The sequence below is a fragment of the Aquimarina sp. ERC-38 genome, from assembly GCF_026222555.1.
Taxonomy (GTDB): Bacteria; Bacteroidota; Bacteroidia; order Flavobacteriales; family Flavobacteriaceae; genus Aquimarina.
Window position 1 is genome coordinate 1,475,907 of the sequence record NZ_CP098511.1, and the last position, 20,041, is coordinate 1,495,947.

Consider the following 20,041-nt stretch of genomic DNA (forward strand, 5'->3'; position numbering starts at 1 on the left):
TTTAACTCTAAAATTAATTACCTTTTTCTTTATTTGTCATCTATGTTTCTGGTCTTATCAATCTACCGCCCTCGTAAAATTTAATTTCTTTGTTAGAAGGTGTAAAATTAAAATCCGTATTTATATTTGGACATTCTTTTATATACTTGATCAAAATAGTATCACCAATTTTCTTTTCTTTCCATAAATGCCCATTTATTTTAAATTCCGTTTTAACAGTTTTACTTTGTATTTCAAATTTAGCAACGACATACCAGCTTAATTTGGAATGTGTTTTTCTAAGTATAATAGCTTTATCTATGACATTTTTACTACTTTGAAAAATTTGTGTAGTTTTTATATTATCTAAATAAAAAAACGTAAATAACATGAGTAGAGGTGTTATATAGATAATTCCTAAACCTTTATATTTCTTTTTTTTAAAAAGTCTTTCAAATAAAAAGTAAGGTAGAAATAAAGCTAATAGAAGTTTGTATATAGTCCAAGAATTGAACCTGCAATTACAATATTCCTCTAAATTAAGCAGAAAACCATTTAAATGTAAAGTATAACTTACTATAACAACTACATACAATATAATTAAAGCATTGTTAATAATACTAATCTTCAATTTCAAATAGAATTTTAGTGAAGTCTGAACCAATATCTTTTATAATATTCGTAACACTTCCAATTACAATGTCCATAGTTTTATCAATTACGATTAACATACCTTCTTTATCTTTTAATGCTTTTACAAAGTAATGTTTGTTTCCTTCTATTTTATAAAAATATTCATATTGTCCTTTTGCATCAAAATAGTCGCTTACTTTGACTGATTTACCGTTTATAGCAATGGTTTTTTCAAACATTTCATGTCCACTAATCTTTGCAATTAAATCCTTATAGTCTCCAATTGAAGAAACAGTTTTATCCAAAAAAATAAGCATTCTAGGTACGTCCAATGTTTGTTTGAATAGCTTTGAAAATTCTTCGAGTTGTTGTGTAGATTCTAATTCGTATTTTTCAATAATAGTTGAAACTCTTTGTATACTTTTTGCTGATAAAGAAGGAATATCATAACCTGCTTTGATAAGTACGTCTAGAGCCTTTACTCCAGATTCTTTTGCAAGTAGTCTCTCTATTGTCTCTCTATAAAACTCACTTTTACCTTTAAACAAAGTATTAAAATCTATTGAGATTTTAAGTAAATCAACTGTTTCAAAGGTTCCTAATTTTAGTTTGTTCTTAAAAAATAAAAATCCATTTCTTAAGAATGTTTTATTGGTTAAGAGGTGTTGTTTAAATCGAGGTAGTATTCTTCCCAATACTGCAGGAATTACACATTGTACTCCTGCTACTTTTAGGTGTTTATAAAATTCTTCCTTGTTATTTGAAACAAACAACCGGGCTACTTGCTCTTGATCCAATCCTATAATACAATCAAAACCTGCTTCAACTATCTCTGAACTTGGATTTAGAACCTCTTTTATTCCAGCTAGCATCATATCTTCCATAAAATCCGAATAAGGGATGGTTTCTCCATAAGAAAGAACTTCATGTGCTATTAAATTACCTAATCCTTCTTCTAAGGCACCTTTTATAAATTTTTTAGTGGCATCTTTACCGAATTGTTGTAATACGTTGATACCATTCCGTGCAATAAGACGATGTGCCATAAATGCCATTAATACGTCTTTTGATGAGTTTGCAGCAAATGAAGCCCATAAAAAAGCAGCAGAGTCTGTGCCAAATAGTGCAACATATTGATCATAACCATCCTTCATGGATATGGCTTCTGCATTACCTTCTAATTCTAGGGTTACAAGAAATTGTCTGAACTTTGAACTGTCCTCCATTAATTCTTGCCGGGATTCTAAATCATTTAATGAGTACTGGTAGGTAACTTTTTTACCTTTACTTTCATAATAAACCCAATCTGTAGAATTTTTATTATAATTATCCGGAATGCCTTGTCTTAGATTTATATTAGAAAATATAACCTGAGCATCTCTAGCATACGTTTCAATTGGAAAATGATCCTCTTGATGAAATTGTTCTAAAGTGTAAATTTTATTTTCTTGAAGATAGTTTAGAATAGTATTATTAATGGAATTAAAGGTTCGGTTGTTTTTAAAAGCTTTATGATGAAAAGCAAAGGTTTTATCCTCTAACTTTTTGGAGATATAATTGCAAAAGTCAATAAAATCCTTTCTTTTTTCATCAGGAATTTCGTTTGATAGTTTATAAAAAATAGCGGTACCCTTTCCATCGATGACTCCTTCAGCTAAGGAATCATCACATTGTTTACCTTGTCTACTGATGGTTAAGATATCTTCTGGAAAAAAAGGTGGAATCGCTTTTCCGGTATAAGTATTGGATATAACCGGGTTGTTCCATCTAGCCTCTACGATACAATCTAAATACTGATTACCATACCTTTTCTTTGCTATTGAAAAAATAACTTTTCCTACCGGAGCATAACGTATCGCTTTAAATTTAACTTGCTCGAATAATCGAGTAAACTCCTCTGTATTTACATTATTTGTTTTAACTATATCAACATTATCTTGACTGATATAACCTAAGAAATTTTGACTGTTTGATCCGTATACCCCGTAGTATTTCTTTTCACCTAATTTAAACGCAATAACAGCACCATCTTCGTTAAATTTTAGATGTGTGGCATTTGGTATTTCGATAGCTGTTCCGATGGGAGACAGATAACAGTAATCTTTCCATTTATTGATATCAATATTGAGGTATTTTGTAATAGCATTTTGAATCAATTCCCCATCCTCCTCATCTTGAAATACATAAAACTTTAAATCTGGGTTATGGATTTGAGCCCAATCCAGGTGATTTAAGACTACACCCTTACCATAATCCATTAACCAGGAGGTTGCGCTTTCTTCAGTATTCAGTTCGGTAAAGGGGTGTTGTAAAGCAAAAACCCCATGTCCGATTTCGTGAGCAAGGGTCTTGGCCAGGTTTCCTTTTCCTTCTTCATTATTAGTATTGACATTATCCGTAAAGACAAATCCAAATTGACGTTGTAAAGGCATAAATCCGGCAATAGGTCGGGAAGGTTTAATATCATTAAAAACAAAAATATAATAGGTGTTTTTAGAATAAGAACCATTTGCCTTAAAAGCAGAAATCACGTCTTTTTGTTCCTCATTATAAGTGGATAACCAGGGTTTGTCTCCAATATCCAAACCATTCGAACCTACTTGGTTCGGGTTATAATTAAACCTAGTAACGTATGGTAAAATCGATACCGTGGCTACCCCGGGTTTAAACATATTGGCTACCTCCGTAAAAATACCGTCCGGAAGGTTGGCATCATTTACTGCAACTACTTCAACTTTTACTTGCCGCTCAGTTAAATGCCATAATGTAAACGCCCCGGCAGTAAGTTGCTTTTCCGTATCATCGGGCGAAGGAACTGTTGCAAAAATAGTTTCATGTTCAAAATTATAATGACCTTTTACGGTCAGTTCGATAGTATTATTATCTACAATTTTAGTTACCAACTTCTCACCTTGCCTAGTTTTAAATACAACAGTTTCCAGGTCGTAGGTAGCATTTTTTTGATCAATTTTTGCAGTTATGGTAGTGCTTTCACCGTTTTTTACAGCATGGTGCTGGATGGCATAATCTTTTCCTTCGGTATCTTTAATGACCTCGTAGTATTCGGTCAATTTTTCCTGTTGACTCTCAGGCAATGGATCAAATCCATAAGTTCCTTTTTGATTAAAAGTGATTAGGATATCAGGAGCAGTCAAGGATTCAATGTCTCCTTTATCATTTACTCCTTCCACATTTGTTGCCGTAACCGCACCTGCTTCATCTATTACTCCACCTTCAGAAACATTTCCTTCACTGTCTACATGGTACACATTTCCACTGGAATCGGTAATCACCGTATCGTCTGTTGCCAGTTCTTCAATCACTTCCCCGGTTTCCGGGTTGGTAATTATAATCTTTCCGTCTGTAACCGTAATATCTTCTTTAGAGACTTCAAAATCCGTAGTAATTTCGCGGAGGTCATTATCTCCTTCAAAAATTTCTCCAGTAGTTTCTATAATATCTCCCGCCGTATCTGCTATCTCATCTATATCTACAATATTACCTAAGCTTTCGTCATAGGTAGTTACCACCATTCCTTCGGCTAATTGCTTGTCTGTATTTACCAGGATATTGGTAAACGCTACCCCGATTTTTATACTTTCAAGATATGGAACTAGTACGTAGCCTTTTCCAGTAAACCTTCCTTCGCTTCCGCTGGATTCCAATACTTTAATATTAAAATCTCCGGCAATAAAAGAATCTCCTTTTTCCAGGGTAGGTAAAGGTTCTTTATTATCTAAATTAATATCCGGACTAATTCCACAATTAATTGCAGTAGACACCTCATCTTCTGTAGTGGTAGTGATTTCTTTCATAACCGACCAGGCACTTTCTGAAATCGAACAGGTTTTCTGTAGTTGGTATTCATAGGTAGTAGCAGCTTTTAAATCCCATAGTGTAATCCAGTTGGTGGAGGTTCTGCTGGTAAACCAGTCATTTTTTCCCTTTTTTCGATACCGTATGGTGTAGGTAGGGATATCGTTTGTATAATCTTCCCAATTGATATTTACCTGGTGTGCCCCTTTTATTTCCTCTGTAACCGTAATAGGTAGATCGCAAGGAGCGGTATGATTAAAATAGTAGATTTCACTATAGCCGTCATTTTTAAATAATCCGATTTCTTCAGCACCTTGTTTGGCTTTTGCCTGTATGCGCCAGGCGTATCTTTTATTAGGTAATAATAGGGGAGCCGAAGGTCCGTACAAAAAAGTGGTAGACCGGATGGTGGTTTGAAAAACCGGGGGACTGCTTAAAAAAGCAGTTTGCGGATCTACCTTCGAATCCCAAATCTCAACCAAGCTTAATTCGTACTCGACGTTACTTACATTAATCTGGCGGGGTGACCATTGAAACAGGATATTCTGCGGATTTACCTGTACAACCGTACTTTTATTTGCCGGGGTAATTAATAAAGGCGGCCCGTTTTTAAAAACCAGGGTAGTGGTACAACTACGTGCTGAAAGTCTTCGACCAGTCAGCACATCAAATACTTCAAAACAAATCTGGTAAGAACCGTCCGGAATGCCGTTATTATATTGAGTAGCTGAAAGGCCTTGTATATTAGAAAAACTAAAATAAGGAGCCAGCTGCGCCCCGTTTAAAACCGTAGGAATTCCCCCGTTTAAAAAGAGGGGAGGTACATTGGTAACTGTTGCTTTACTTTCAAAACGCAATCCCTGCCCTTCAAAATATACTTTTAACCGAACTTCGCGATCCGTAATGGTAAAGTCATTTAAAGTTATTTGTACACGTAAAGGACCATTAGTCACATTTTCATTTGCATAGCCGGCAAGATTTACCGGAGAAGGCGGAATGTTTTGTACTATTACCTGCACCGGAGACGAGGACCCCTGGCTTGATAACTTGGCTACGCCAAAAAACAGGAACAATGCAATCTGTAAATTTCTTAAAAGAATTTTTATGTTTATAAAAGCTAAGGGCAAATACTTCATAGTAAATCCTGTTATTTTTTTACTATTTTTTGAAGTGAACTACCGTACGAAGTTTCTAATACTACCGCATACACCCCGGACGGGAGATTGGAAATATCAAAAGGAATTTGGTAACTATTATTACGATCCGCTTTTTCATACGCCATCATCTGGTTACTGACGAAACTAAACACTTTAACCGATACGGCCCCAGTAGTTCCTAATTCAACGGCGACCGTAAACTTTCCATCTGAAGGATTCGGGTACATGCTAAAGTTTTCAATATTGTTTTTAGGGGCATCCGGTGTTACAGAAGGATTGATATCCTCCGTATTTTGCTCCAGTACCGCTATTTCTTTAATAGTTGTAGTTTCACAATTTCCTACGGTAGTTTTTAACCCAACCTGATATACTCCGGGTTCTGAAAAAGTTAAAATTACTTCATCTGCCGTATTGGTTTTAATTTTAGCTTCCTCAGGTAAAATCCATTCCACCGTATCCGGAACCGGAAAACTAATATCTACCATAATCAAGTCATCGTTTAAGAAAATCTGACTAGACATGGCAAATTCGGAATTGATTACCGCATCACTTTTAAAAACCTGTATTTGATGTTCTGCTACACATCCGTTACCATCTATAGCCAATACACTGTAAAGACCGGATTGAGGTGGGTTTATAACTGCTCCTGTAGCTGTAAACCCTTTATCAGAAGTCCAGTCGTAGGTTATATTATTACCCTCCGGAATGCTGGCATCTAGTTCCGGAACCTGATTACTACAGAAGGTAATTGTATCCGGTAACGGAATTATCAACTGTTCCGGGTTGTCTAATTCATAAGTTCTAATCTGTGTTCCTTGCGGAAGTCCGGTAATGGTCACCGTATACGAACCAGCACATAATCCTGTAATAGCAGGAGTGGCCATACCATTACTCCAGGTATAGTTAAAACTCCCGATACCTTCGTTCACAAGTAAAGAAATACTTCCATCACAGCCATTGTAACACGTAGGGTTTATTGGAGTTTCCACAATAATATCTGGTTGTTCGATTTCAAAAGCCTCAATAAATACACATCCGTTTTCCTGATTGGTAGCATTTGCATCCCGGACTTCGAGCATATAATTACCGGCTTTTAAGTCATAAATATTTTGATCTGTTGAAGCAAATCCGTTGTCGGCAATCCACTGGTAGGTATACGGAGGAGTACCGCCAATAACCTCAATTTCTAGAGAACCATCGGTTCCGCCAAAACTGGAAACATCCATTAAATTTTCTACGATTACTTCGATCATATCAGGTTCGCCAATTTGATAATTTCTCCCTTCTGAAGTGCCAAAAGGTAACCCGTCAATAGCCACCGAATAGCGTCCTTTTCCAAGCCCGTTTACCGGATTCGAAGTTCCAACCACTTCCCCAGTAGTTTCATTCGTCCATTCAAACGAAATTTCAGTATCATTATTTCCCTGATTTACTACCAGTGCAATCGTTCCATCAGTTCCCTGATAACAACTGGGATCGGTAATTACGGCTGTAATTTCATTAGGTTCTGATATGGTAAACTCTTCGCTATACACACAGCCGTTGTTAAACGGTGGCAACGCGTTTTGATCTCTGATTTCTATGGTATAAACACCACTGGTAGCATTTACTAAATCCTCCCGGTTGGATACTTCAATACCGTTTTTTCTCCAACTAAAAGTAAAGTTTTCTCCAATCGTATAATTTGCATCCCGGGTAACTGAAATATCAATGAACCCTTCATTGCCGCCGTAGGTGGTAATTGCTTCCCTATTTTCAACTAACAATCCTAAAACACCCGGTTCATCAACCAGGATTCCGTTGGTAATGTCTGACAAACATCCTTTTTCATTTCTGATTTGAAGGTCAAAAATTCCTCCGTTTGCTAAGGTGATCTTATTATTAGTTAAAGTCAACCAGGTTAAACCTCCGTCCAGGGTGTATTCATAAGTATTTCCACCCCCGGGCGTAAGTTGAATTTCACCATCTCCAGATCCATTACAGGTAAAAGGAACGGTAACTACGTTTGAAATAGCAACTTTTTCCGGATCAACCAGGTTAATTACCATCGAGCGGTATAAAGTTTCCGGATTACTAAAATCGCCACCTACCGGAATGACTTCCAATACATAACTACCTGGCTTAAGAGCATCGATAGTAGTTGTAGTTTTATTTGGAATTACTACACCATTTCTTACCCAACGATAAGAACCTCCATTCGTAACCGGTATGGTAATTGCGCCGTTATTCGCTTCAAAACATGAAATTTGAGTAACGTTCGGGGTACTGAATTGCGGGACTTTTAAAGATTCTAAATTGATTACGTTTGAAGTATCCCTGCAACCCGAAGCATCCGTGACTTCTACATAATAATCCCCGGGTAACAAACCCTGAAAGGTATAAGAGGTATTTGAGGAAATACTATTTTCTATCACTACATTAGTATTGGCGTTACGTAAAGTAACTATATAAGGAGCGGTACCAAAATCCATACTCACCCGTAATTTTCCATTTGCTGAAGTAGGGTTAAATGGAATTTCGGTAATACTAAAGTTATTAATAGCAAAGGGTGTGGTGACTTGATTAATTCGAACTAAAGCTGTTTCCGTTCCAAGACAGGTATTTCCACCTGAAATTCGCCGTGCCTGAAATTTATAAGAATTACCCGGAAGTAAGTTTATAAACGTAGGAGAAGCCTGCCAACTATTGTTACCCACAATTCTGTACTGCAGATTACCAGCACCATTTTCAGTTCCCCCGTTAGCAGAAAGATTCACCGTACCTCCTTCATTTCTACAAACCGGTTGTACGGTAGAAGCTATAGAAGTAACTACTTGAGAAGGTCCGCGAACCGTAAATTGTTCGGTGATCGCACCACTTTTTACGGTCACATTACTACCATCATATTTTACTTCCTGATAAACAATATAATAATTTCCTGGTTCTATATCGTTTCCTGTATTTCCACTAAAAGTTCCGTTTCCATTTGCAATTAATCCGCCCAAACGATAGTTTTTATAGGCTTGCGGGGGATTAGTATTTTCGAAATTGGTTCCAAAATCTGCCGGATTCCCCTGGTATAAAAAATACCGCATTTCAAAACCATTCGCTACATCCACATTATTATCAAAGGTAACTGTAGCAGCTCCATCATTGGCTCCAAAACAGGTGTTGTCAGTGATTGCGACTGTGCCTACTTGTTTTGGAGAAGCATCTATAAAAGTAAATTCTAAGGTAGTATCTGTTGACCAACCATTACATAAAGCAATTCTATACTGAATGGGGCGGTTTAAATAATTCCTAAAATTGGTTCCAAAGGCTTCTTGTGCCGTAAATGTTATGTTTTCTTTATTTCTTAATGAAGAAGGTAGTGCTGTCCAGTTACGGCTAAATGGATCAAAATACTCCCAACCGTAAACCCGTAAATCATAGTTTGGGGTACCTCTTAAATTAACTTTATCTGAAGTGCTTCCATTTGGATTAATAGAAGAAATATCGAAGTTTATTGGTACTATTATATATTTTCCCTTTTCATCTTGTACACATCCTTGAAAGTCGTATTCAAATATTTCGCAAAAAATATTTGAACTTCGAATTATATTACATTTCTGCTGATTATAATCACAGAATACTTCTCCATCTTGACATTCTTCTTCTCTTCCACTAGTTGAAAAACATACTTTATAAGGAAGGATTTTTCCTTGTCTTGTAGTAGAGGTTACGTATTGTCTATGACTATCACTTCCGCATCCTCCTCTATGGTCAAATTCAATATCAAATTCTTCTAATTCATAATACTTGGATATTGGATCAAGTTGTGAATACGTCATATGGTTTGATATTGATATTATACTTAGAATTAGTAATATACTCTTCTTCATCTCTAATAAATCACATTAATTTTCTTAATTCCAGACGGCACTCCACCTTTAGTCAGAACCTGTAATCCGTATTGATACTCGGATCCGGCTTCTATATTTATATCCTGATAAGTATTAACCTTTTGATCAAAAACCTGGTATAGTTTTAATTTTTCTCCGGCTTCACTTTTATACAATCGGCAGGTAGTTACCTCATTTCCGGTAACTTTCCAGGATACCTTGATAAAACGGATTTCTCTATTGGCAACTGCATTTAATTTAATTGCATCCTTTTTTATAGCTTTTTGTTCCGTTACTATAGTTACCGGATTTGCCGGGCTGCTTTCCAGACCAGATTGGTCTCTAGCTACTATGGTGTATACATATTTATGATTGCTTTTAATTTTAGCATCTTTATAAGTAGTTGCTTCCGGAACCATTTTAGCCACTAATTCCCATACTTTCGCAGATTTGGTAAGATTCTTCCTGTAAACCAGATGATTAGTTACATCATCACTGGTACTAGCTACCCAAGATAGAAACACTTCGTTTTCCTGAACCTTATAAGAAGTAATCACCGGGGGAGAAGGGGGGGTGTTATCTGGTTTTTGAATTTTTAAAATTTTAGAAAACCCGGACGAATTATAACGTAAATCCTCTGCTTTTAGCTTATAATATATATACTTATTCGTACTGTTGATCGCAATGGTATCGGTAAAGCTATTGTTCCGCACTTCTTTTTGAGTGATCTGAGAGAATTCAGCTTCCGGGTTGTTTGCCCGGTAAATCCGATAGCCTAATAAATCAGGTTCACTATTTTTTTGCCAGAGTAGTTGTACCACGCCCAAAGTATTTATAGTAGCTGTCATTCCAACCGGGGGTTGAGGGGGTTCGTTATCTTCAGGTTGTATCAGGGTAGTGAAAGATTCGCTATTGATTCCTGCTTTACCCATAGCTACGATTTTAAAGTAATTGGTACGGTGTAGACCGGTATATGTAACTTTTCGAAGGTTAGGTGCTATATTAGAACGGACTACCGTAAAAGGACCTTCATCAGTTTTACCCTGACGTAGTTCAAACCCGGTAATCAGTTCATTTCCTTCCTCTGAAAAATCCCAGGCTAAAATAACCGTATTGGCATCCGGAATTTCTTTAGAAGTGATAAAAGGTACAAAATTTAAGGCTTTTTTAGCTGTTCCCTGAATGCTATTTGAAGCCGGACCTACTTCCCCAAACGAAGTCAAGCCAATAACCCGGTAGTAATAGGTTTTATCATTTGGAATAGAGTCACTATAAAATAAGGCTACATCTTTTGCATCTTTAGCTTGTTGTGCATTATACATAGGGCTACCCGTAAGCCGAGTGAAATTTTGGTTGTCAGAAGAACGTTCAACATAATAAGAGTTGTAGGTTTTTTTAAGAATATCATAATTCCAGCTTAACAACACATGCTGATCTCCAAAATCTGCGGCTAACCCTATAGGTTTGGGTAATTCTTCGTAAAAATCAAGACCGGAGAAAATAGTTCCTTCCCGAATTGTCAAACCCTCATCCGATGGGAGCGGTACGGTAATGCGATATGCGTATTTTTCTCCGTTTCGTACCGTGGTATCAATAAATCCCCAACCTGCCAGAAGTGCGGCTTTAAAACTTTGTTCGGCAGCAAGCAGAGAAAAGGTAAACCTTCGTTCTAATTCTTCATTAGCTGCAATCATACTTTCCATAGCATTCATGGTTTCTACACTAAAGGAATCCCCGTATAACGCTTGTGCAATAACGGCCGCATTTTGATCTTCTTGCGCTATGGTCTCCCACGTTGGTAAAGGTTGTGGTACCAAAGCGTTTGGGGTCAAAATTTCAATTTCTTTAGGGATCACCGGGTTTTCATTTCTGGAAATTGTGATTCGTTCGATGATAAATCCGTATTGATTTGCTTTTTTCCAGGCTAACGGATTATTTACCGCCCAACGCAATAAAATTCGATCTTTTTGTGGTCTGGATAATACCTGTATCGCAGCATCCTGGGAGAACCCTATTTTAGCAAAGCAAAGAAGTATGATGACCAAAAATGATTTATACACGTTTATTGAATTTATTCTTTATTGATTGATATATTTTATCTCATATCCTTTACGATACATTTCTCCCGGAGTGGTATACATTATGTTGGTTTTATAACTTCCCAAGGGTAAAGGCGGAAAAGGCGAATCGATTAAATACCTGAATTTTTCATAAATTTCCTTACTTTTTTCATCGTCGTTTCGAATATTAATATATCTATTTACAATTCGGTTACGTAAATACACCATATCATTTTTATACTGTAATGGTAAGTTGTATACAAAAGGAATCCTGTTTTGAACCCAGTACGATTGAGGATTGCTTTTATAATTTGCCAGATATTCGTTCCCTATATAAAAGGAACGTACCGGGGGATTCCCTAAGATAGTTACTTCGCGATCCAGGTAAATATCACCGTCCAGGGGATAGTTTTTATAAATTAACGGTTTGACTTTATTTTTATAATAGCTATCTTTTAATAGGGCTTCAATAGATAGTAAAGGTTGCGAAGCAGTAAATGTATTTCCAATAATTTCAGGAATTTCAAAAATTTCGTAGGGTGCTACTTCTACGGAGAGGGAGTGTATATCTGCATATACAAAATTGGTTAAGTATCCCTTTTATTGCTGTAGGCGTATTCTTTTTGTTTTATAATCAGGTATTTAGGAAAAATACTGCTGAATTTACTTAAACATAGGTTAAACATTTGAACGTTTTTTTAAAATTTTGAAATTGCACTATTGTACATTAATTATGTTAACTTTCATTTATAATTACTACCTCTAGCAATATAATAACTACGCATAGACTTTAAAAGCTTTGCGTAGTCATCTAATTTATATTACTGTTATAATTTTATGGAATTAATTCTTAACTAACTAAATGTTAGAATGTACTTTACCTTTTCATTTTATATTTCATCCTAATTTAAACTGATCTACTTAGTATTGTATTCTTCAATAAATTTATAATTTATATCTTTACACCAAATCTTAAAATTAGATTGTGGATTTTCTTTTAAATAATCGAAGTGATCAATAGGATCTAAGTCCATAACTATATAATTTTCGTTTTCTTTTAACAATAAATCTTTAATACCTATTATATCTTCATAAGAATTTTTATTGAGTATGATTTTTTCTAATAGCATTAATTCTAATAAGATTTTCTCATATTTAAAGCTATTCATTTTGTTAGCGCAAATTAAAGTTAATGAAACAGTATCTTTTGAGATATCTATTTTCTCAATCCAGGAATCTGAGAACTCACCATATTTTTCATATATTTCTTTAATCATTATTACAAGAATTTTCTTGGAATTAGCATAAAAGGAATATGGTTCTCTGGTAAGTGTCCACTTTGAAAATTTCCAGGGATAGTGAATTTATGACCGTGAGGAAACCCCATATTATGCGGTTTATAATTTAATTCGAAGTTAAGCTTTCCTTCATTATTATAAAAGTGTTTTGAAATTGGTTTTCCATTAGGTGCTGTTTCAACTTCATGGGTTATAACTTATTATATTTTTAAAACTCCCTTATAATACGGTTTTATTATAAGGGAATTTATAATATTAAAATCAAAAATCCGGATAATTTATGGGATATTTCTCTCCTTTCAACATTTTCATTATACCTAAAGGGTTCACAACTAAACCTATAAAAGATTTTTTATATTCATCAGTTAATTTTCCAACTTTAGTAAAATCACGGTCATTAATTCGCCAAACATGCCAATTATGCGAAACTTTTAAAGGTACTCCACCATGCTTTGTTCCGTAATCATTGGTACTTCTAAATAGTATTTTATCAATTGATCCAATATTTGAGATATTACCAACTTTCTTCCATAAATCTAGCTTTAAACCAATCTTTGTAGCGCAATGCACGTAGAATTCTACATTATCACTAATAATTTCTGAAAGATCGGGCTCTTGGTTAACACTATATATTTTAGTAAATACTCGAATAACATCACTGTTTAACTGAATCTTATCGTAAGCTATTAATTGAAAAAACCTTTTACTTTTTTTATCAATTTCAGCACAAAATACATCACCAATTTTTGTATTAATTCTCTTCTTTTTATTTGATTCCATATAAACTCCATTTTGAGGAACTAATTGAATTAATCCTGTTTAATAGTACTCCACCATTTTTTCCTAAACCATATTGATTAATCAAACCTTGTTCTAATATTCTTGCATTTAATTTAGATAAATTGGAAGCTCCTTTAAGCACATCAAAATCTAAAAATTCTTTACCACTTCCAAAACTTCTTGCATGTTCAGCAAATCTAATTTGAGGTTCTCTACCTGTAATCCCAACATATTTTATATTACCAGCATCATCAAAGCCTTGATACACTGAAAAACTGCCTTTATCTACATTTGCTTGAGAGCTAGAAGCAGGTAAAGAATTGACTTTACTTTGTGCGGCTACAGTTGCTTGCGCATCCAAGATTTTACCTTGCTTATATCCAGCATAGCCTCCAGTAACTGCACCTAATGCTGCGCCAAATATAATACCTTTTCCGGCTTGCTTTAAAGAAGCAGCAAAACTTTCTCCGGAAAGGATGGCACCTCCAAAACTTCCGACCCCGCCAGATAATGAACCAGCGACTATACCCCCGGCAATACCTTTAACAGTATGTGATGTGAATTGCAGGCTATTTATCACCACACCACTTAAATTATTGGTTGCCCAGGTACCAACCCCGGCACTGGCTAGTCCGGTCACAGCTCCAATAGCACCTTGAAAAAGCCCGTTTTTTAATCCGTCTTCAAAACTACCTCCGGATGTCCAGGTACCCACCGCCCCTGCGGTAAATCCGGTACATGCTCCTACCACCAGTCCTACAACTAAGGGGCCGGCAGCCCCAAATGTTGCTACCGTTAAAGCTACACCTACAGCTACGGTAGCTACAACAGTGATTGTTGCACTATTATCCTGAATCCAATTACCAAAACCATTTAGCCATAGTCTTACCCCATAGGGTAAAAATTGATTAATATATTCTCCGGAAAAATCAGTAAACTTAAGCGGATTGTTCAATACATAGGAGTAGCGGTTGTAATTCTGGGTATTATATGGATCCTGGATATAATTATCCGGTGACAAAAATGTATGAAAGATAGGGCTATACATCCTTCCATTCATATGGATTAACCTTACGTCAAAAAAATGTTCATGCCCTCCGTACCCCCTGTTTGTCAAACTAAAATGACTAAAATGGTTTTCAATACTGGATGACCAATACCCATCCAGGTTGCCCCAGGCGCTATATTGCCTGCTTTCTACCAGCTTACCTACTTTTTCTCCTGCTTCCGGAACGCTTTGCACAATATTGAGTATACTCCCTAAATAATCCCGGTTTAAGAAATACTTATTTTTAGATTCCAGCTGATCATTTTTATAGGTATCAATGATAGCTATAGGAGCCGTATGTGCATCACCCCCTTTAAAGTAGGTAATTTTGGTACGTTGAGTAATATCACTTATCTCTACTTCTATGGGTAGAATAGAGGAATAATATTTAAGCATCGGCTTTTTAAATGGCTCCCCATCTCCATAAGTAGCTTTTACCCGGTTGCCTTCAAAACCATAACTAAAAGAAACCCCTTTATTGTTACCCTCTTTGTTGTTAGTAATACGCAGAGGCTTTTTGAACATATCATACTCAATAGTTTGACCGCCCAATCCTTCGTAAATCCAATTTTTATAGTCATACAGGTTAACACCTATAATTTGATAACGAGAACCCTGATTAAAATAAAGATGATCACCAATATCAGAATTACTCCCAATCCTTCCATAACTATCATAAGTTTGCTTTACAGGTAAACTTCCACTACCTTCAATTAACCTGTCTAAACTATCGTACTTGAACTCCTCGCTATAGGATTTGGTATACTTCGTAGAAGTTACGGATTGATATCTTGTTTTTAGGTTACCCCTTACGGGATCAAAGTCATATCGGTTTAATATAAACCGCGAATCCGGATCGTTATGGTCATTTATACTAACACTACTGGGATAACCATGCGCGTCATAACCCCGTATCTCTTTATGACCTGTTTCCCAATGGATCTCAACAGGTTGATTACGGCTATTAGTGGCTTTTATTTTATAATCATTATATCCGATAAAATGACCTGAACTGCTATAATTATAAATATTCTCATTGGTACTTTGTATCGTATGACTATGTTTATAGGTTACATTTAGTTTTTCAGTAGCTATACGGGAGTATTTGTCATACGTTAGATTTTGTTCGAATGTGGTTTCTATAAACTGATCACTAATTTTAGTTTTTCTTTGATATGAATCATAGGTAAAAAATATAGTTTCATAATTTTGACCAATGGTATTGTTATTACCAATTGATGTTATGAGTTTAGTAGATGGATCATAGTCATAAGAAACAAATGTTCTATGCCCATCCCCTCTTATTTCACTAAGTTCTAGCTGTCCGATGGCATTATATGTATTTTCTGTAATACCTTTAGGGGTTGTTTCTTCAATTACATCTCCGAAACCATTATACGTATAGGTATAGGTACCGGCATCAGGGTCTATTAATTTAGTTCTTCTTCCCCATTGATCCTGTTCTATAGTTTGTCCACTACCCCTAAAGGAAGAAGATTTCATATTACCATTACCAAAATAGGTGAATACTATGTCACCCCCTGCATCTGTGGTTTTAATTGTATTCCCCATTGCATCTTTTGTCATAGAACGACTGGTATGGCCTACATTAGTAGTGGTGGTTAACCCCTGGTATTGAAAAGTAGTAATCTCACCGGTATAAGGAATTGATTTAGATATCCTCCCATAACTATCGTACTCGGTCGTACTCCATTTAGAAGCACTTCCCCTATGAGGCTCACTAGTCTGGGTAAGCCTGTCCAAACCATCATATTTATAACTTACATGGTTCCATATTCCTTCCAGCCCTTTATTACTTTCAATAACCCTTCTTTTTAACGCATCATAAGTGATGCTACTTTCTAGGCCTGAAGCTTCCCTTTTTCTTACGGTATAGTTAGAATTAGCTTTGGTGTAAGTAGTCAGGTTAAAGTTCCCGTACTTATCTATAACCCCTATGTTACGATGCCATTTATCATAGGTATATTTGGTATCGTGCCCGTAAGGGTCAGTTTCCTTTTTTAAATATCCATAAACCGTATCATATTCGTACTTTGTGGTCAATCCTAAAATACTGGTAGATTGTTTTAAAAACCTTCCGGAAGGTTCATACTGGTAAGTATTTACCCTAGGGGTCTCTCCATGAGGCGTTTTTATAACTTCGATGACATTACCAAAAATGTCATGTTTATAGGTTTCCGTATCGGTAGCAGATCCATTTGCTGATACTTTTTTACTAATTGTCAACCCATTTTTATATTCATAGGTTTCTAAGGTAGAAAAGGCTTCGGAACCAATTGTGGTTGTAGTAGCTTTTGTACCTACCCTTCCTATATAGTATGGCTTAGTAGTTTGATTCTTATAAGTATAGTCTGTAACCGTACTACCATCTCCGGAGTAATCTGTGGTTTCGCTAATTACGTTGTTATAAGAGTCATAATTATAATACCTGGAAGTTGTGGTACCTTCTAAGCTGTTCTTTGTGATGGCAGACACCAGTTTTATAAAATAAGTTTTGTTGCTTTTTAACTCATATAAATTAGTGTTAGAGACTTTACTAATGTACTGTTGGGGTGGTTCTTCAAAATACGTATCGGAGTTTGTAGAAGTGTATTCATATTGTAAAGCAGCCCTTTTACTCATATCAAACCGCTTGTTTGAAAATAATAAGTCTTTACTACTATCGAACCAGTTGCTCTGGGATACATTTTGAAAACCTAACATCCCCAGGCCTCCTATATGGGCTACAGCACCTGCATAATAGGCAATTTGTCGCGTAGCAGGTATATCCGAATTTTTGACACTTCTTTTAATTTCGTGTACTAGGTGGCTACCGGGGGCAAAAGCCAAATCTACAAACGGATAGACCTGATCGTATTTTCTGGTATAAATTTGCTGAGGAATTATCCCTGATTCGTCAAGGCCGGCATATCCAATATCATAAACTACCCCTGAGTTATCTATACTCCGAAGCATGGATGTATTTCTATTATCTAAATTAAAACGATAGGCATTAATGGTCTGGTTGCTTATAGAGGCAAACTCCAGGGTATTGTTTTTTTTATCAGAGGATAAAAAGATGGGTATGGGAAAATGTTTGTTGATACCAACCGCCATCTCACCACCAAAAGCGAATTCATATTGGGTGCCCCTATCCCCTACATTCATATTATGGTACACTTTGACATACTCTGACCCAATCCTATTTTGGCTCTCATTATAGGTAATGGTACGGTGGCTAATAATATCTGTAATCCCATCCCCATTAATATCAGTAGGGATTAAGTTATAATCTTTTAAACTTCCTTTTCTACCATTCCAATCTCTTTCTTGATATTCAAAGGGCATTTCCTGGAAGTCCAATCTAAAGGTAGTACCAGTAGAAGTATAATTGATAAACAGGTTGGTGTCTTCATCTTCTCGTGGGGCAATAAAATCAGTCTTACCGTCACCATTGTAATCCCCTACCAGAATGGGAAGAGCAGGGTTTACATCAAATACACCTTCAAATTCTAAAAGGGTGACCAAACGTCCTTCACGGATAGTATACACATATTGATTGTCTTTTGTGATATGTAAAAGATCTGTAATCCCATCCCCGTTAAATTCTATAGGGATAAGTCGATCCGTAGGCTTTAAGGGATTGGGTAAAGATCCTACGCTCTTAGTAAAACCGCTAGTTTTACGGCGATCCAGGTCAATAAGGGTTACTCTGGATTGATTGTAGGTAAAATTTTCACACTGGCAACATTGTCCTGCCGGAATACTACTATTCACTGTATTTCCTTCGGTATCTTGTAGAATGCAATCGTTCCTACCAATAATGTCCACATATCTACAAGAAGTTGAGGTATAGTTCTTACTTATTGCTACCACATCAGTAAGCCCGTCACCGTTAAAGTCACCGGAAATAAAATTTTGCGGTACTGCTAATAAACGATTGGTATCAAAATCACAAAAGGTATCAACCCTATATTTAGGGGTTGTCCAGGTCTTTTCATATTGTGAACTTATGGATCCGGTGGTACTATTACCGTATACTTTAAAAGTATAGTTTTGGTTACTGGCTTTCTGTATAATAGCCAATCCGTGGCCTGCCATTAACTTATTTTGATAGTTGAGCCAGGTTACCGGCAATATTTCTTCAAATTTACCGGTGTTAACTGTATACGGGATAGAAAAATTACGGTTTTTAAATAACCAGAATTTATCCTTTTCCTGTTTTGGGTAAGCTAAAAAATCTAGTTTTCCATTTCCGGTAAGATCCATAGTAAGTACCTCAGCATTACGTTGTTCCAGGTTACGAACCCCCAATGTAGTGGTCACTGTTGTTCTTTGTACATCACTGACCGGATCAGGACCATAAGTAAATTTGACCGGTGAAAAAGATTCTGATCCATCTGCATTAATCTCGTAAACACTTGTCAAATATTCGTACCCTAGTTGGTTGGAGCGATGTAACAGGTCATAAGTCCGGTAAGATTTTCCACTTGCCAGGACTTCGATCTTTGTAAGTAAACTTTTTTTCGAAATTGGGAAACTTGACCCATACCCGTATATTTTCCGTTTTCTTTCCTGGTAAATAAATTTAACTTCGTTTATTGAGGCTGCCCTATTATTACTACCGTATTTAATACTGGTAAGTGCCAGTGAACTTTCTGAGTGGGCTCCTGTAGTACCCGTCTTGCTTTTATATTCGTAACTGATACGAATACCCCGTTCATTCTCCCAATAGCTAATACCATATTCAAAAACACCTCTGGAATCCAGAGAACTCCCAAAATTTGCATGGGAGCCATCCGGATAAAATACTTCAAAATAACTAGGGTGGTATACGACTTTAATATTAGAATGAGCTTCGGTAGTATATACTGCTCCGTCTACTTTATGAGTTCCGGATACCAGAATAAGCCGTTGTCCATTTAAAGCAAACCTGTCTAACGAGTTAAAGTTTACCGGGTCTAAAACCCCATCGTGGTACATGGTAGAAGGTATACGGGTAATTGCAGATAAGCCCCCAATATTCCAGCCCCATCCGGCACTACCATTACCGGACTGACTGTTATATGATAAGGCAATCTTGGGGGCTACCCCAGTAATACCCTCCGGTACCATGATAGGGATATTATAATCTACAGCACCCGAAAGGGAAATGGAAATCTGGTCATTAGTACGGTCTGAACCTTTGCCATTATAGGAAATCGGACTAGATTTAATTAAGCTTTGTACGGCTAAGGTATTGTTAGTAAGATTTACTTCTTCGGTTTCTTTAACTCTTGAAGTATGCCTTTGATACGTAAATCCATCAGTTGGGCTAAGATTGGTATAATCTTCTTGTGCTAGAAGTGTTTGCCATATGGTGAGTAGCATGACAAGCACGCTAAGGAATTTTGTAGTTTTCATATTTGTA

8 protein-coding genes are annotated in these 20,041 nt (G+C 36.2%); all 8 read right to left on the minus strand.

Going from position 1 to position 20,041, the window contains the following annotated elements; all coding sequences use genetic code 11:
- Positions 1 to 40: 40 nt before the first annotated feature.
- A complete protein-coding gene (locus NBT05_RS06375; protein WP_265772661.1) occupies positions 41 to 610 on the minus strand; it encodes a hypothetical protein in 570 nt (189 codons plus the stop codon).
- Positions 600 to 5,564: a fibronectin type III domain-containing protein gene (locus NBT05_RS06380; protein WP_265772662.1), complete on the minus strand. Its 4,965-nt coding sequence runs from the start codon at positions 5,562 to 5,564 to the stop codon at positions 600 to 602. The genes NBT05_RS06375 and NBT05_RS06380 overlap by 11 nt, the downstream gene beginning before the upstream one ends.
- An 11-nt stretch (positions 5,565 to 5,575) precedes the next feature.
- A complete protein-coding gene (locus NBT05_RS06385; protein ID WP_265772663.1) occupies positions 5,576 to 9,394 on the minus strand; it encodes a T9SS type A sorting domain-containing protein in 3,819 nt (1,272 codons plus the stop codon).
- A gap of 53 nt (positions 9,395 to 9,447) precedes the next feature.
- Positions 9,448 to 11,505, minus strand: coding sequence for a fibronectin type III domain-containing protein (locus tag NBT05_RS06390; protein ID WP_265772664.1), 2,058 nt, complete (start codon positions 11,503 to 11,505; stop codon positions 9,448 to 9,450).
- 18 nt (positions 11,506 to 11,523) lie between these two features.
- Positions 11,524 to 11,733: a hypothetical protein gene (locus NBT05_RS06395; protein WP_265772665.1), complete on the minus strand. Its 210-nt coding sequence runs from the start codon at positions 11,731 to 11,733 to the stop codon at positions 11,524 to 11,526.
- A gap of 689 nt (positions 11,734 to 12,422) precedes the next feature.
- Positions 12,423 to 12,782 carry a hypothetical protein gene (locus NBT05_RS06400; protein WP_265772666.1) on the minus strand — a complete coding sequence of 120 codons (360 nt, stop codon included), beginning with the start codon at positions 12,780 to 12,782 and terminating at the stop codon, positions 12,423 to 12,425.
- Positions 12,783 to 13,064: 282 nt separating this feature from the next.
- Positions 13,065 to 13,583, minus strand: coding sequence for a hypothetical protein (locus tag NBT05_RS06405; protein ID WP_265772667.1), 519 nt, complete (start codon positions 13,581 to 13,583; stop codon positions 13,065 to 13,067).
- Positions 13,570 to 20,034, minus strand: coding sequence for an RHS repeat-associated core domain-containing protein (locus NBT05_RS06410; protein WP_265772668.1), 6,465 nt, complete (start codon positions 20,032 to 20,034; stop codon positions 13,570 to 13,572). The genes NBT05_RS06405 and NBT05_RS06410 overlap by 14 nt, the downstream gene beginning before the upstream one ends.
- Positions 20,035 to 20,041: the final 7 nt, after the last annotated feature.

Excerpts from the sequence above, each read along its gene's own strand:
- NBT05_RS06400 (WP_265772666.1), bottom strand. The coding sequence starts at position 12,782 with ATGATTAAAGAAATATATGAAAAATATGGTGAGTTCTCAGATTCCTGG.
- NBT05_RS06405 (WP_265772667.1), bottom strand. The coding sequence starts at position 13,583 with ATGGAATCAAATAAAAAGAAGAGAATTAATACAAAAATTGGTGATGTA.
- NBT05_RS06410 (WP_265772668.1), bottom strand. The coding sequence starts at position 20,034 with ATGAAAACTACAAAATTCCTTAGCGTGCTTGTCATGCTACTCACCATA.
- NBT05_RS06395 (WP_265772665.1), bottom strand. The coding sequence starts at position 11,733 with ATGGTGTATTTACGTAACCGAATTGTAAATAGATATATTAATATTCGA.
- NBT05_RS06380 (WP_265772662.1), bottom strand. The coding sequence starts at position 5,564 with ATGAAGTATTTGCCCTTAGCTTTTATAAACATAAAAATTCTTTTAAGA.
- NBT05_RS06385 (WP_265772663.1), bottom strand. The coding sequence starts at position 9,394 with ATGACGTATTCACAACTTGATCCAATATCCAAGTATTATGAATTAGAA.